Below are 13,691 nucleotides of genomic sequence, written 5' to 3'. Positions count from 1 at the left end.
GGATGCCTGCGCATGGATGCCGTACGGGTCGCGTTGTTGCGCGAGGTCCTGGCCGGGACGGAGTGGCCGGGGGCCACCCGGCGGTTCGCGGGGGCCCTGCGGGGGTCCGTGGTGCCGTACGGGGGCGGGCTGCTGCTCGTGGGCACGGCGGAGTACGAGCCGTGGCACCTGGCCGCGCACCTGGTGGACGAGGCCGCGTGGTCGGGCACGCCGGAGCTGTCCCCGACGCTGGTGAGGCACGGGGCGCGGGCCTCGGACCCGGCCCACCTCGCCGTGGGCCTCGGCCGTATCGAGGCCGCGCGGCGCGGGGAGACCCTGCTCGTGGTGGCGCCGTCCGCTCCCGGGGCGCCGCTCCTGGAGCGGGTCCACGACGCCCGGCGGGCCGGGGCGACCGTGCTCGCGCTCGACACGGGCGACCGTGAACTGGGGGCGATGGCGCACGAGGCCCTGACCGTGCCGCCCGAGCACGAGCTCGACCTGGACACCGTCCAGCACCTCGTCAGCGCGGCGGCCGGGGAGAACACCCTGCCCGCGCAGCGGGGGCGCCGCCGTCTGCGCGACCGGCTCTCCCGGCTCGCGGACCAGCTGACGGCCCCGCCCGCGGCACGGTGGTAGCCGCCGCCCTGCCGTGCTCGCGCCGATCCGAGGCCGTCGCCCTCGGCGGCCGGGATCAGTCGTCGTCCGGATTCTGGGCCTGGGCGTCGTGCCACTTGGGGTCCGTCTCCCACTCCAGGTTGCGTTCCTGGGCGGTCTCCATCGCGTGTTCGGCCTCCGCACGGGTGGTGTAGGGCCCGAAACGGTCCTTGGCGGGGCAGTCCGGCCCCTCCTCGACCTTCTGGTGGACGAGGCAGTAGTACCACTCGCCGGGTTTGCCGACGGTCCGCTTCTTGAAGAGGGCCATGACCTGCTCCTTTCGCCACGGACATAGTGCCCCCATGCCCGCTGGTTAGACTCGCTGGCATGTCTGGCCAGTCGCTGCTCGTACCAGGAGAGCTCTCTCCCACCCGTCCCGTCCCGGGAAACATCAGGCGTCCCGAGTATGTGGGCAAGCCCGCCCCGACGCCGTACACCGGTCCGGAGGTGCAGAACGCCGAGACGATCGAGGCGATGCGGATCGCCGGCCGGATCGCCGCGCAGGCGATGGCCGAGGCCGCCAAGCTGATCGCGCCCGGCGTCACCACGGACGAGCTGGACCGCGTCGCGCACGCGTACATGTGCGATCACGGCGCCTACCCCTCGACCCTCGGCTACCGCGGTTTCCCCAAGTCCCTGTGCACCTCCCTCAACGAGGTGATCTGCCACGGCATCCCCGACTCCACGGTCCTGCGGGACGGCGACATCATCAACCTCGACGTGACGGCGTACATCGGTGGGGTGCACGGCGACAACAACGCGACGTACCTGGTCGGCGACGTTGACGAGGAGTCGAGGCTGCTGGTCGAGCGGACCCGGGAATCTCTCGACCGTGCGATCAAGGCGGTCAGGCCCGGCCGCCAGATCAACGTCATCGGCCGCGTCATCGAGTCGTACGCCAAGCGCTTCGGGTACGGGGTCGTGCGGGACTTCACGGGGCACGGGATCAACTCCTCGTTCCACTCCGGACTGATCGTTCCGCATTACGACAGCCCGCACGCCACGACCGTCATCCAGCCCGGGATGACCTTCACGATCGAGCCGATGCTCACGCTCGGCACGCACGAGTACGACCAGTGGGACGACGGCTGGACGGTCGTGACGAAGGACCGCAGGCGGACGGCCCAGTTCGAGCACACCCTGGTGGTGACGGAGTCCGGCGCGGAGATCCTGACGCTGCCGTAGTCCGCCCGCCCCGCCGCCCCCGTCGGCCCTCTTCCGTGAAGCCCGCCCTGTCCCGCCGGACAGGGCGGGCTTTCGTGTGCGTGCCGCCACGGGCCTCACCTGGGGGCCCGTCCGGATCCGGTGTACGGTTTTACCGACAGCGTGTCGGAAACTTTACCGACAGGGAGTCGACAACGTCGTTGACTTAGGTAAGGCTAACCATACAAAATCCGAGTGGCTCTCGTTCCGCGCCCCCTCGGCCCCGGAGGTCCCATGGACCCTTTCTCGACGCTCATCCGCACCGCCTCGCACGAGCAGCACACGGAGGCGGAGACCTCGACGTTCATGAGTGACCTGCTCGGCGGCAGGCTCGGCGTCGACGCGTACGCGCGCTACACCGAGCAGCTGTGGTTCGTGTACGAGGCCCTGGAGGCGGACGCCGGGACACTGGCCGCCGATCCGGTCGCCGGGCCCTTCATCCAGCCCGGCCTGCTGCGCCGCGCCGCGCTGGAACGGGACCTGACACATCTGCGGGGCGCCGGCTGGCGCTCGACGCTCACCGCGCTTCCGGCCACCGAGGCGTACGCGGCGCGTGTCGCGGAATGCGCCCGCGCGTGGCCGGGCGGCTACGTCGCCCACCACTACACCCGTTACCTCGGCGACCTCTCCGGCGGCCAGATCATCCGCGACAGGGCCGAGCGCACCTGGGGCTTCGCCCGCAAGGGCGACGGAGTCCGCTTCTACGTCTTCGAGGACATCGCCAACCCGGCCGCGTTCAAGCGCGGATACCGCGAACTCCTGGACGCGGTCCCCGCGGACGACCTGGAGCGGCAGCGCATCATCGCGGAGTGCAAGCGGGCGTTCGCGCTGAACTCGGCGGTGTTCGCAGCGCTGGGCGAGGAGTTCCGGCTGAGCGCCTGACCCTCGCGTACGGGCCCGCCCACCAGGTCACCGGGCGGGTCCGCCGTGCGGTCACCGGGGTCACCGGGGTCACCGGGGTCACCGGGGTCACCGGGGTCACCGGGCCGGTCGTATCACTGTTCCAGGAACACCCGGCCGCCGACCTCCACCCATCCCTCCGGCTGCGGCGCCGTGAGGATCTGGGAGCCCCTGCCCTGGACGATGTTGAGCGCGCGGCCGAGCCGGGCCGTCAGCAGGAGGGCCGCCGCCCCGGTCGCCTCGTCCTCGTCGATGCCGTCGTCACGGCCGGGGAAGGCGCGGGCGCGCACCCGTCCCGCCGATTCGTCCTCCCAGGCCCAGGCGTAGATCCACTCGCCCGGCGGCGGGACGGGCAGGGCGTCCACCTCGGCCGCCGACGCGTACCGGCGCAGGGTGCGGGGCGGCGCCCATTCGGGCCGCGCCTCGATCCAGCTGAACTCGCCGTCGAGCCTGACCCCCACCACTCCGGCGGGTGTGACCAGTTCGGGCACGTCCAGCAGCCATCCCGTCCCGACGCACGGATGCCCGGCGAAGGGCAGCCGCAGGGTCGGGGTGTAGATGTCGACGACCCCGCGTTCGGGGTCGTCGACGAAGACGGTCTCGCTGAAACCGAGTTTGGCCGCGAGGGCCTGACGGTCGTCGGGGTCCGGCAGCACCGAGCCCTCACGCACGACACCGAGTTCGTTGCCGTATCCGCCGTCGGGTCCGCAGAACACCCGCAGCACGTCGTAATCAGTCACGCGGGCATTGAAACATCATAGGAACGGCGATCGCCCGTGGGCCGGACCCTGCGGGCGGTCACGACAGCCGCGCGGCCGGCGTCGGTCCCGACGGCGGCCGCGCGTTCCGGCACCGGCTCCGGTCCCGTCCTCTGCCGCGGACCCCACGACGGGCGTCAGCCCAGAGCGCGCCGCCTGCGTACCGCGACGACGACTCCCGCGCCCGCGGCGGCCGTCACCGCGGCCGCCGCGCCGAGCGCGCCGAGAGGCGCGCCGGAGCCGATGGAGGCCAGCGCCCCGTCGGCGCCGCCGGTCGTGGAGCCCGTCGTGCCCGCGCCACCGGCGGTGCCCGAACCTCCCGGGCCTGGCGCGCCGCCCGTGTCCGACCCGCCGTTCCCGCCCGGCAGTTGGGCGTCCTCGCTCACGGTGACCGAGAGGTCCACCGGGTCCCGTTCGGCGCCTGCCGCGTAGAACCCGCCGAACGCCTCCGCCCCCGCCTCGGTCAAGGTGGCCGTGCGTCGTCGAGCGTGATCACGTCGTCCTTCACCGTCAGAACGGCTGACGCGACCCTGAGGTCGGCGAGGACCACGTTGTCGGACTTCTCCCCGAGGCTGTCGACGTCGGCGGTCGGTTCGCCCGTGCCGCCGTCCAGCCTCGCCCTGAGATCGCTGAGGGTGAGGTCGAGACCATAAGTGCCGCCGCTCTCGTGGCGACAGGGAGGCGGCATGAGGTTCCCGCGTACGGCGCGCGCCGCGCCTCCCGCCCCGGCCACCGCCGGGGACGTGCTCGCGCAGGCGGAGGGGCTCCATGTCCGCCTCGGCACCCGGGAGGTGCCGCGCGGGGTGCACGTCAGCGCTCGCGCGGGCGAGGTCCTCGCGCTGGTCGGCCCCAACGGGGCGGGGAAGTCGACACTGCTGGCCGCCCTCGCCGCCGATCTGCGCGCCAGTGCGGGAGTCGTACGGATCCACGGGCGTCCGGCAGCGGACTGGACGGCGCCGGAACTCGCCCTGCGCCGGGCCGTGCTCCCCCAGTCCGCTCCCCCAGTCCGCTTCGCTCTCCTTCCCGTTCACGGTCGAGGAGGTCGTACGGATGGGTCGCGCGCCCTGGGCCGGGGGCGCCGGGGTGGACGACGACGCGGCCGTCGCCGGGGCCGTGGCGGCCACGGGGGTCGCGGAGTTCGCCGCCCGGCCCTTCTCCGCGCTCAGCGGCGGTGAGCGGGCCCGGGTGGCGTTCGCCCGGGTGCTCGCCAGCACGCTCCGCTGCTGCTGCTCGACGAGCCGACCGCCGCCCTCGACCTCGGACACCAGGAGTTGGTGCTGCGGGTCTGCCGGGAGAGAGCACGCGCCGGGGACGCGGTGGTCGTGGTCCTGCACGATCTCGGACTCGCCGCCGCGTACGCGCACCGGGTGGCCGTGCTGAGCGCCGGCCGGGTCGCGGCGGGCGGCCCGCCGGCCGCGGTGTTCACCGGCGAGTTGCTGAGCGGGGTCTATCGCCGGCCGGTCGACGTGCTCTCGCATCCGCGGACCGGCGCCGTCCTGTGACCCCCCGCCGCGACCTTTGACCGCCCCTTGACCCCTCGGTGGCAACTGCTTTGAGCCATCGTGATCAGGCCGTGCCAGTGGGACAAACGTGAGAGCTGAATCACTGGACGGGTGGGTATCACTGAGGTAAGCCTCAGGTAAGTTAGGCCAGCCTACCCAAATGGCGCGGTCCCTTCCGCGCGTTCGTCCCTCGTTCTCCTGGAGCCTGAATGCGAGCCGTCCGACTCTCAGTTGTCACCGCCGCCGCCACCGCGGCGGCTCTGGCCGCCGTCACGGGCTGCACAGAGAAGAGTGAAGCCGGGAACGGCGACGCGATCCAGGTGACCGCCGCCGACTCGAAGTGCACCACCTCGACGAAGTCGGTCCCGGCGGGCCAGGTCACGCTGAAGATAGAGAACAAGGGCTCGCAGGCCACCGAGGTCGAGATCCTCTTCCCGGACGACCGGATCGTCTCCGAGAAGGAGAACATCGGTCCTGGCACCAAGTACACGCTGACCGCCGAGGTCAAGGCCGGTTCGTACCAGATCGCCTGCCGCCCCGGCATGAAGGGCCTCGGCGTCCGCCAGAAGCTCGCGGTCACCGGCGGCAAGGTCGCCAAGCGCGACCCGCGCCTGGACAAGGCCGTCGCCGCCTACCGCGAGTACGCGCAGGAGCAGGCCGACGCGACGATCCCGAAGGTGCAGACGTTCGCCGACGCCGTCAAGGCCGGTGACATCGAGGCCGCCAAGAACACCTTCGCCGCCTCGCGCGTGGGCTGGGAGAGCACCGAGCCGATCGCCGAGTCCTTCGGCGACATCGACCCCAAGACCGACACCCGCGCCGACGGCCTGGAGAAGGGCCAGAAGTGGACCGGCTGGCACGCGCTGGAGAAGTCCCTCTGGGCGGACAAGAAGATCGGCGCCGAGCAGAAGACCCTCGCCGACCAGCTGGTCACCGACCTGAAGGACTGGCAGAAGCGGGTCGGCAAGGCCGAGATCACCCCGACCTCCATGGCCAACGGCGCCAAGGAGCTGCTCGACGAGGTCGCCACCGGCAAGGTCACCGGCGAGGAGGACCGCTACTCGCACACCGACCTCAGTGACTTCAAGGGCAACGTCGACGGTGCGCAGAAGTCGTACGAGCTGCTCAAGCCGGTCGCGCAGGAGAACGACAAGGCCCTGACCGCCGAACTCGACAAGCAGTTCACGGCGCTGAACACGGTGCTCGACAAGTACCGCTCGACCGATGCGAAGGACAAGGCGCAGAACGGCTTCGTGTCCTACGACAAGGTCACCAAGGACCAGCGCAAGGAGCTCTCGGACGCGGTCAACGCGCTCGCCGAGCCGCTCTCCAAGCTCGCCGCGGCCGTGGTCAAGTAAGCGAGGCGATCGTGACGACCGACAGGACCGAATCCACCGACGGGCCCACACCGTCACGGCGTTCACTGATCGGCTGGGGCGGTGCCGGGCTCGCGCTCGGTGCCGCCGCGGCCGGGGGCGCGGTGGCGATGACCCGTACCGGGAACGACGTGGACCCGGCGGGCGCCGAGACCGGCGCCGCGGTCGCCTTCCACGGCACGCACCAGGCGGGCATCGCCACGCCGGTGCAGGACCGGCTGCACTTCGCCGCGTTCGACGTGAAGACCGACGACCGCGCCGAGTTCGTCCAGATGCTGAAGGAGTGGACGGCCGCCGCCCGCCGGATGACCGGCGGCCACACGGTCGGCGAGGGCGCCTACGGCGGCCTGGCCGAGGCGCCGCCGGACGACACCGGGGAGGCACTGGGTCTCAAGCCGTCGCGGCTCACGCTGACCATCGGCTTCGGGCCGTCGCTCTTCGAGAAGTTCGGCCTGGCGGAGCAGCGGCCGCAGGCACTCGTCGACCTGCCGAAGTTCCCGGGCGACAACCTGGAGCCGGCGCGCAGCAACGGCGACCTGTGCATCCAGGCGTGCGCGGACGATCCACAGGTCGCGGTGCACGCCATCCGCAACCTGGCCCGGATCGGTTTCGGCAAGGTCGCCATCCGCTGGTCGCAGCTCGGCTTCGGCAAGACCTCGTCGACGACGCCGGACGCGCAGACCCCCCGCAACCTGATGGGCTTCAAGGACGGCACCCGCAACATCGCGGGCACCGAGCCGGAGCGGCTGAAGAAGTTCGTGTGGGTGGGTGAGGGCGACGGTCCGGCCTGGATGACCGGTGGCTCGTACCTCGTGGCGCGCCGTATCCGGATGAACATCGAGACCTGGGACCGCACTTCGCTCCAGGAGCAGGAGGACGTGTTCGGCCGGGACAAGGGCGAGGGCGCGCCGGCCGGCAAGGCCAAGGAGCGCGACAAGCCGTTCCTGAAGGCGATGAAGCCGGACGCGCACGTCCGGCTCGCGCACCCCGAGTCCAACGACGGGATCACCCTGCTGCGCCGCGGCTACTCCTTCACGGACGGCACCGACGGTCTGGGCCGGCTGGAGGCGGGGCTGTTCTTCCTCGCCTACCAGCGGGACGTACGCAAGGGGTTCATCCCCGTGCAGCGCCGGCTCTCGCACTCCGACGCCCTCAACGAGTACATCCAGCACGTGAGTTCGGCGGTCTTCGCCGCCCCGCCCGGCGTCCGCGACAAGGACGACTGGTGGGGGCGCACGCTGTTCGCCAAGGAGGCGTAGCCCGTGTTCGGCAACTATCTGATCGGCCTGCGCGAGGGGCTGGAAGCCAGTCTCGTCGTCTGCATCCTCATCGCCTACCTGGTGAAGACGGGCCGCCGGGACGCCCTGCGGCCCATCTGGATCGGCATCGCCGTCGCGGTCCTGCTGGCGCTCGGCTTCGGCTGCGCGCTCGAGTTCGGCTCCCAGGAGATGACGTTCGAGGCGCAGGAGGCGCTCGGCGGTTCGCTGTCGATCGTCGCGGTGGGCCTGGTGACCTGGATGGTCTTCTGGATGCGGCGCACCGCCCGGCATCTGAAGTCCGAACTGCACGGGAAGCTGGACGCCGCGCTGGCGATGGGTACCGGCGCGCTGGTCGCGACCGCGTTCCTGGCGGTCGGCCGGGAGGGCCTGGAGACCGCGCTGTTCGTGTGGGCGTCGGTGCACGCGGCGAGCGACGGCACGCCACGCCCGCTGATCGGTGTCGCGCTGGGGCTGGCGACCGCGGTGCTCCTTGGCTGGCTGTTCTACCGGGGTGCCCTGCGGATCAACCTCGCCAAGTTCTTCACCTGGACCGGCGGCATGCTGGTCGTGGTCGCCGCGGGCGTGATCGCGTACGGCGTGCACGACCTGCAGGAGGCCGACTGGATCCCGGGGCTGCGGAACCTGGCCTTCGACATCAGCGGAGCGATTCCGCCGGACAGTTGGTACGGCACTCTCCTCAAGGGCGTCTTCAACTTCCAGCCCGATCCGACCGTCCTGCAGATCACGGTGTGGGCGCTCTACCTGGTGCCGACCCTCGCGATCTTCCTCGCCCCGGTAGGGTTCGCCTCCGGGAAGGGGAAGGTGAAGGTACCTGATGAGCAGGGATCGCACGGGTCGCAGCCCTCGAAGACTTCTTAGCCTCGCACGGGCGGCTCTTCGCCGTCCCGGATCTGCTGGTCGCCACCGACTCGCCCTGGCGACGGGCGCGGTGACCGCGCTGTCCGTGGCGGCGAGCGGCTGCGTGGTGGTGCACGGGGAGCGGGAGGTCGTCCCGGCGGCCACGCGGGGCGAGGCCGCCCGCGCCCTCGAGGACTTCACCACCGCGTACAACAAGGCGGACAAGGCCAACGACCGTTCCCTGGACGCGGACCGCGTCACGGGCGCCCTCGGGGCCATCGACGGCGCGAAGCTGAGGGCCGGCCGGCAGAACAACCCGGGCGGCAACCCGGGGTACTCGCCGCTGGAACTGAGCGACGCGAAGTTCGCCATACCCGCCAAGGCGGGCTGGCCGCGCTGGTTCGTGGCGGACACCGCGGCCAACAAGGGCCTGGCGGGCAGCCGTTGGCTTCTCGTCTTCACGCGCGGCAGCGCGAACGACGTGTGGCAGGCCTCGTACCTGACCGTGCTGGCCGGTACCGACGTGCCGAAGTTCCAGCAGGGCGAGGACGGTTGGGCGCAGCCGGTCACGGCCGACGACGCGGCGCTCGCCGTGGGTCCTGGGAAGCTGAGCCAGTCCTACGCGACATATCTGAGGAGTGGCGGCGATGCCTTCGCCCCGGGCATCCACACCTCGCAGTGGCGGGCGCTGCGCGGCAGGAACGCCAGCAGACCCGGTCTCGCCCGGCAGTACATCGACGAGCCGCTGACCTCGCACGACTACGCCCCGGTCGGGCTGCGCACCGCGGACGGCGGGGCACTGGTCTTCTTCGTCACGCAGCGCTACGAGAAGCTGACCGCCGCACAGGGCACCGAACTTCCCGCGCAGAGCGCGGACGTCAAGGCGCTGACGACCGGTGACGTCAAGCAGTCCCTCACCCTGGGGTTCGTCTCCAACCAGGCGGCCCTGGACCCGGCGAAGGGTGCCCAGGACCAGCGGGTGACGGTGCTGGGCCGGGTCGAGGGGCTGACGGCGGCGAAGGGCGGCTGACGGCTCGGCCCGCTGCACCCGCCGGGGCCGCCCCGGCGGGTTCGGCCGTCGCGGGTCCTGCCCCGGCGGGTTCCGCCGCGGCGGGTCGGGCGATGGTGCCTAGCCGCGGTGGGGCCAGGCGGCCAGCTGGTCGGACTCGTTGTCTCCCACGTAGCGGGCGCAGGCGTCCGTCAGGGCCTCGAGCAGGCTCAGCGGGTCGGGCAGCGGGTGCTCGGGGCCGCGCAGCCAGTCGACGGTCAGGTCACCGGGCAGCTGGGCCGGCGGGACGAGCACATAGGAACCGCGGCAGTGCCAGCGCAGGCCCGGGTGTTCGTCCGTCGTCTCGGGGTGCGAGTCCAGCTCGCAGGGCCACCACTCGTCCTCGTCCTCGGGCGTACCGCGGGTGAGCGTGAAGAAGAACATGCGTCCGTCACCGCTCTCCGCGACGGGTCCGACCTCGACGCCGGAGGCGAGCAGCCGCTCCAGGGCCTCGCGGCCCGCGTCGACCGGCACGTCGAGCACGTCGTGCACCATGCCGGTGGCGGTGATGAAGTTGGCCTGGGGCTGATGCCGTACCCACCGCTCGATCTGGGCGCGGTCGGTCGTGGACTGGGTCTGCCAGGCGAAGGACACGGGATGGCGCGCGGGGGTGGGACAGCCGACGCGGTCACAGGAACATCGGTAGCCGGAGGGGTACGCGGCCTGCGCGAGCGGCAGCCCAGCGGCGGCAGCGGCGAGCAGCAGGCCCTCACGCCCGCCGTCGTCGGCGATCTCCTTGGGACGGCGACCACGCAGCCACTGGGAGATCCTGCCCTGCGCGCCGGAGCGGCGGCCGAACTCTGCGCTCATCAATCTCCTCGCCTACCAGTGGTGCCGACAGCGGTCGTGTCGATGCGGTCGTACCGGCGGACGCCTTCGCGACCGGCATCCGACAAGCCCTATGGTCCCACCATCCTGCGCCCCGGGTGGACAGAGCTCGCATCCGGGGTGGGTGGGACCAGGACTCCACCCGCCGGAATCAGGCAGGACGGGCGATTTTGGTGTGATTTATCTCCGTGGAGCGAGCCCGTACAGGGCGTAGTCGACCAGGGTGTCCGTGTACGCGTACGAAATCGGGCCGGTGCGCTGGAGCCAGCGCTGGGCGAGCGGCGAGACGAAGAGCTCCAGGGCGATCCGGAGGTCGAGGTCGGGCCGCAGCTCGCCCCCGTCCTGGGCGGATCCGAGCCGCTTCACGTAGAGCTGGAGCTGGGGTTCGAGGAGCTTGGTGACGAACTCGGCGCCGAGCGTCTCGTTCACCAGACCTTCGGCGGCCAGGGCCCGCGAGGGGATCTCGAAGGCGGGGTTCAGCAGCTCGTCGACGGTAGCGCGCAGGACCTGTTTGAGGTCGGCGGCCAGGTCGCCGGTGTCCGGGATCTCGTACGACTCCTGTCCCGCCTCCCGGGCCGCCCGCTCCGCGAGGTCCATGAAGGCGTCCAGGAGCACCGCCGCCTTCGAGGGCCACCACCGGTAGATCGTCTGCTTGCCGACTCCGGCGCGGGCGGCGACGCCCTCGATCGTGGTCCGGGGGTAGCCGACCTCGCCGACGAGGGCGAGGGCCGCGTCGAAGATCGCGCGACGGGACTTCTCGCTGCGGCGCGAGGAGTCGGGTGCGGACCTGCCGGCGGGCGGGGCGGGCTGGGGAGACGTCGGGGCCATGGGGCGAACCTAACAGGTCGGCAAGACGGGGCGTCTCGCTGCCGTTCGGCCCGACGGGTGGCGTGCGGGGCTGTGCTGTCGTCGCCGGGGAGACGGCGGCTCATGAGTGGTTCGCGGACGGCTCATGGGTGGCTGGCGGGCGGCGGCTCATGAGTGGTTCGCGGGCGGCTCACGGGTGGCTGGCGGGCGGCGGCTCGTGAGTGGTTCGCGGACGGCGGCTCGTGAGTGGTTCGCGGGCGGCTCGCGGGAGGACCACCCGTTCGCCACCGCGCCGGACGGTGCCGCTCGGCGCACCATGGGCATCATCTGCCCCGCGGTACGTGAGGAGCCCTCCTTGCACCCTCTGCGCAGCGCCACACCCCGGCGCTATCTGATGTGCCCGCCCGAGCACTTCGGCGTCACCTACACCATCAACCCCTGGATGGATCCGGCCAAGCCGGTCGACGTGGCGCTCGCCGTCGCCCAGTGGGAGGACCTGCGGGACCGCTACCGCTCACTGGGCCACACGGTCGACGAGCTCGTCCCGCGCCGCGGCCTGCCGGACATGGTGTTCGCCGCGAACGGGGCGACGGTCGTGGACGGCCGGGTGCTCGGCGCGCGGTTCGCGCACCGGGAACGGGAGGCGGAGGCGGCGGCGCACCTGGAGTGGTTCCGCGCCCACGGCTTCCCGTCCGTGCGCGAGCCGGTGCACATCAACGAGGGCGAGGGCGACTTCGCGGTCACCGCCTCGTACCTGCTCGCCGGGCGCGGCTTCCGGGCGAGCCCGCTCTCGCACGGCGAGGCCCAGGAGTTCTTCGGCCGCCCGGTGCTCGGGCTCGACCTGGTCGATCCCCGCTACTACCACCTCGACACGGCCCTCACCGTCCTCGACGACACGACGGACGAGATCATGTATTACCCGCCCGCGTTCTCCCCCGGCAGCCGCGAGGTGCTGCGCCGGCTGTTCCCCGACGCGTTGACCGCCGGCGACGAGGACGCCGCGGCGTTCGGTCTGAACGGCGTCTCGGACGGCCTGCACGTGCTGCTGCCACAGGCCGCGACCGGCCTGTTCGAGCCGCTCCGCGACCGGGGGTTCGAACCCGTCGGCATCGATCTGAGCGAACTCCTCAAGGGCGGCGGCAGCGTGAAGTGCTGCACGCAGGAACTGAGGTGAGGCGGTGGGACCAGGAACCGGGCGGCCGTGAACGTACGGGTGTCAGTCCTCGTCGGCCGTGAACGTACGGGGTGTCAGTCCTCGTCGGCCGTGAACGTACGGGGTGTCAGTCCTCGTCGGCCGTGAACGTACGGGGTGTCAGTCCTCGTCGGCCGGGGGCGGCGGCCAGGCGTCGCCCCAGTCCGCGTCCCGGGCCGCACGGTAGAGCGGTCCGTGGCGCTTGGTCACCGTCTCACGGTGCAGGGACTCGTCCGGGCCGCACAGGTCCAGCAGCACCTGGCCCTTGCGGATCTGCGGCTTGCGCACCACGCGGGTGGCGGCCGGGTCCGCCGGGAGGCGGGTGGCGGCGACGTAGCTGAACTTCTCGTCCTCGTACGCCAGGGAGCCGCCCTTGACCTGCCGGTGCAGGGAGGAACGGCTGACCCTGGCGGAGAAGTGGCACCAGTCCTCGCCGGGCACGATGGGGCAGGCCGCGCTGTGCGGACAGGGGGCGGCGACGTGGAACCCCGCGCCGATCAGGCGGTCGCGGGCCTCGATCACCCGAGCGTATCCGTCGGGGGTGCCCGGCTCGATGATCACGACGGCCCGTGCGGCGGCGGCCGCGGCCGTCACGACGGAGGCGCGGTCGGCGGGGGTGAGCTCGCCGAGGACGTACGACACCGTCACGAGATCAGTGCTCTCGAGAGTGAGCGCCGCTCCGATGCGGGTGCGGTGCCACTCCGCGGGCTTCAGCTCCGGGTTCGTGGCGGCGATCTCACGGCCCAGCGCGAGCGCGGGCTCGGCCCAGTCGAGCACGGTCACCGGGCGGGCGCCCGGCCAGGTCGCGTTCACCGCCCAGGTCGCTGCGCCCGTGCCGCCGCCGATGTCCACGTGGCTGGTCGGTGCCCAGTCCGGCACCGCGTCCGCGAACGCCTCCAGCGCGGCGCGCACCGCCTCGAACGTCGCCGGCATCCGGTAGGCGGCGTAGGCGACCACATCCGAGCGGTCGCGGAGGATCGGTGTGTGGGTCGGAGTGGTCCCCCGGTAGTTCGCGATCAGCCGCTCGACGGCCTGGGCGGCGGCCTTCGGCGGCAGCCCGTCGAGAAGGCCGGCGAGGGCGGTGCGCAGGGTGTCGGCGGCGTTCACGCGGTGATTCTACGGGGGTGGAGCGACCCGCCCGTATCCTCTCCCCCGCCGCCCCTGCCCGACCCGTCCCGTACCTGGGGGCTGCCGCCCCCAGACCCCCGCTCCGACCTGAACGGCCTCGTCCTCGAACGCCGGACGGGCTGATGGCGCGGGCCCGCCCTGAAAGGCTGACGCCCAGGGCGGGCATTTCAGCCCGTCCGGCGTTCGAGGACGAGCTTCG

General features: G+C 72.0%; 15 protein-coding genes and 1 pseudogene. 9 read left to right on the top strand and 7 right to left on the bottom strand.

The features are described 5' to 3' along the window. Positions 1-12 precede the first annotated feature (12 nt). Positions 13-615: a hypothetical protein gene (locus ACFVTC_RS04325; RefSeq protein WP_390123814.1), complete on the top strand. Its 603-nt coding sequence runs from the start codon at positions 13-15 to the stop codon at positions 613-615. Between the two features lie 55 nt (positions 616-670). On the opposite strand, the gene ACFVTC_RS04320 is transcribed toward ACFVTC_RS04325, so the two are convergent. Beyond that, entirely contained in the window at positions 671-901 is a 231-nt protein-coding gene (locus ACFVTC_RS04320) for a hypothetical protein (RefSeq protein ID WP_390123812.1), read from the bottom strand. A gap of 59 nt (positions 902-960) precedes the next feature. On the opposite strand from ACFVTC_RS04320, the gene map reads away from it, so the two are divergent. Together map and ACFVTC_RS04310 are read left to right on the top strand one after the other, a co-directional pair. After that, on the top strand, positions 961-1,818 hold the full coding sequence (map, locus tag ACFVTC_RS04315; protein ID WP_390123810.1) for a type I methionyl aminopeptidase: 858 nt from the start codon (positions 961-963) through the stop codon (positions 1,816-1,818). 252 nt (positions 1,819-2,070) lie between these two features. Further along, positions 2,071-2,718, top strand: coding sequence for a heme oxygenase (biliverdin-producing) (locus tag ACFVTC_RS04310; RefSeq protein WP_390123808.1), 648 nt, complete (start codon positions 2,071-2,073; stop codon positions 2,716-2,718). A gap of 113 nt (positions 2,719-2,831) precedes the next feature. Here ACFVTC_RS04310 and ACFVTC_RS04305 read toward each other — a convergent pair whose 3' ends face one another. The 3 genes from ACFVTC_RS04305 to ACFVTC_RS04295 all read right to left on the bottom strand — a co-directional run bounded on the left by ACFVTC_RS04305 (position 2,832) and on the right by ACFVTC_RS04295 (position 4,182). Further along, complete coding sequence (locus ACFVTC_RS04305; RefSeq protein ID WP_390123806.1) at positions 2,832-3,476, bottom strand: PhzF family phenazine biosynthesis protein; 645 nt, start codon at positions 3,474-3,476, stop codon at positions 2,832-2,834. Positions 3,477-3,631: 155 nt separating this feature from the next. Further along, a complete protein-coding gene (locus ACFVTC_RS04300) occupies positions 3,632-3,961 on the bottom strand; it encodes a hypothetical protein (RefSeq protein ID WP_390123804.1) in 330 nt (109 codons plus the stop codon). Further along, entirely contained in the window at positions 3,958-4,182 is a 225-nt protein-coding gene (locus tag ACFVTC_RS04295; RefSeq protein WP_390123802.1) for an HtaA domain-containing protein, read from the bottom strand. Before ACFVTC_RS04295 ends, ACFVTC_RS04300 begins: the two co-directional genes overlap by 4 nt. Between ACFVTC_RS04295 and ACFVTC_RS04290 the strand changes: the two are divergent. The 5 genes and pseudogenes from ACFVTC_RS04290 (at position 4,181) to ACFVTC_RS04270 (ending at position 9,519) form a co-directional block, all read left to right on the top strand. Continuing rightward, positions 4,181-4,996 (top strand): annotated as a pseudogene (locus ACFVTC_RS04290) (heme ABC transporter ATP-binding protein). The gene ACFVTC_RS04295 and the pseudogene ACFVTC_RS04290 overlap by 2 nt on opposite strands. A 209-nt stretch (positions 4,997-5,205) precedes the next feature. After that, on the top strand, positions 5,206-6,354 hold the full coding sequence (efeO, locus tag ACFVTC_RS04285; RefSeq protein ID WP_390123800.1) for an iron uptake system protein EfeO: 1,149 nt from the start codon (positions 5,206-5,208) through the stop codon (positions 6,352-6,354). Positions 6,355-6,365: 11 nt separating this feature from the next. After that, positions 6,366-7,631 carry an iron uptake transporter deferrochelatase/peroxidase subunit gene (efeB, locus tag ACFVTC_RS04280; RefSeq protein ID WP_390123798.1) on the top strand — a complete coding sequence of 422 codons (1,266 nt, stop codon included), beginning with the start codon at positions 6,366-6,368 and terminating at the stop codon, positions 7,629-7,631. A 3-nt stretch (positions 7,632-7,634) separates the two neighbouring features. After that, positions 7,635-8,510 carry an iron uptake transporter permease EfeU gene (gene efeU / locus ACFVTC_RS04275; protein ID WP_390123796.1) on the top strand — a complete coding sequence of 292 codons (876 nt, stop codon included), beginning with the start codon at positions 7,635-7,637 and terminating at the stop codon, positions 8,508-8,510. Continuing rightward, positions 8,467-9,519 (top strand): hypothetical protein, encoded by a 1,053-nt coding sequence (locus ACFVTC_RS04270; protein WP_390123794.1) that lies wholly within the window; start codon positions 8,467-8,469, stop codon positions 9,517-9,519. The genes efeU and ACFVTC_RS04270 overlap by 44 nt, the downstream gene beginning before the upstream one ends. A 99-nt stretch (positions 9,520-9,618) precedes the next feature. Here the strand turns inward: ACFVTC_RS04270 and ACFVTC_RS04265 are convergent, their stop codons facing one another. Then, entirely contained in the window at positions 9,619-10,347 is a 729-nt protein-coding gene (locus tag ACFVTC_RS04265; RefSeq protein ID WP_390123792.1) for a bifunctional DNA primase/polymerase, read from the bottom strand. A 198-nt stretch (positions 10,348-10,545) separates the two neighbouring features. Further along, positions 10,546-11,193 (bottom strand): TetR/AcrR family transcriptional regulator, encoded by a 648-nt coding sequence (locus ACFVTC_RS04260; RefSeq protein ID WP_390123790.1) that lies wholly within the window; start codon positions 11,191-11,193, stop codon positions 10,546-10,548. A 295-nt stretch (positions 11,194-11,488) separates the two neighbouring features. On the opposite strand from ACFVTC_RS04260, the gene ddaH reads away from it, so the two are divergent. Continuing rightward, positions 11,489-12,346 carry a dimethylargininase gene (ddaH, locus tag ACFVTC_RS04255; protein ID WP_390124686.1) on the top strand — a complete coding sequence of 286 codons (858 nt, stop codon included), beginning with the start codon at positions 11,489-11,491 and terminating at the stop codon, positions 12,344-12,346. 138 nt (positions 12,347-12,484) lie between these two features. On the opposite strand, the gene ACFVTC_RS04250 is transcribed toward ddaH, so the two are convergent. Further along, a complete protein-coding gene (locus tag ACFVTC_RS04250) occupies positions 12,485-13,471 on the bottom strand; it encodes a small ribosomal subunit Rsm22 family protein (protein ID WP_390123788.1) in 987 nt (328 codons plus the stop codon). Positions 13,472-13,691: the final 220 nt, after the last annotated feature.

Origin of the sequence: Streptomyces sp. NPDC057950, from assembly GCF_042887295.1 — a bacterium.
Lineage (GTDB): Bacteria > Actinomycetota > Actinomycetes > Streptomycetales > Streptomycetaceae > Streptomyces > Streptomyces kaempferi.
This window is presented reverse-complemented; position numbering and strand designations above follow the sequence as displayed.

Bases quoted from the DNA above. Each gene is read 5' to 3' on its own strand.
- ACFVTC_RS04325 (WP_390123814.1), top strand. From the start codon at position 13: ATGGATGCCGTACGGGTCGCGTTGTTGCGCGAGGTCCTGGCCGGGACG.
- ACFVTC_RS04320 (WP_390123812.1), bottom strand. From the start codon at position 901: ATGGCCCTCTTCAAGAAGCGGACCGTCGGCAAACCCGGCGAGTGGTAC.
- map (WP_390123810.1), top strand. From the start codon at position 961: ATGTCTGGCCAGTCGCTGCTCGTACCAGGAGAGCTCTCTCCCACCCGT.
- ACFVTC_RS04310 (WP_390123808.1), top strand. From the start codon at position 2,071: ATGGACCCTTTCTCGACGCTCATCCGCACCGCCTCGCACGAGCAGCAC.
- ACFVTC_RS04295 (WP_390123802.1), bottom strand. From the start codon at position 4,182: ATGCCGCCTCCCTGTCGCCACGAGAGCGGCGGCACTTATGGTCTCGAC.
- efeO (WP_390123800.1), top strand. From the start codon at position 5,206: ATGCGAGCCGTCCGACTCTCAGTTGTCACCGCCGCCGCCACCGCGGCG.
- ACFVTC_RS04270 (WP_390123794.1), top strand. From the start codon at position 8,467: ATGAGCAGGGATCGCACGGGTCGCAGCCCTCGAAGACTTCTTAGCCTC.
- ACFVTC_RS04265 (WP_390123792.1), bottom strand. From the start codon at position 10,347: ATGAGCGCAGAGTTCGGCCGCCGCTCCGGCGCGCAGGGCAGGATCTCC.
- ACFVTC_RS04260 (WP_390123790.1), bottom strand. From the start codon at position 11,193: ATGGCCCCGACGTCTCCCCAGCCCGCCCCGCCCGCCGGCAGGTCCGCA.
- ddaH (WP_390124686.1), top strand. From the start codon at position 11,489: ATGGGCATCATCTGCCCCGCGGTACGTGAGGAGCCCTCCTTGCACCCT.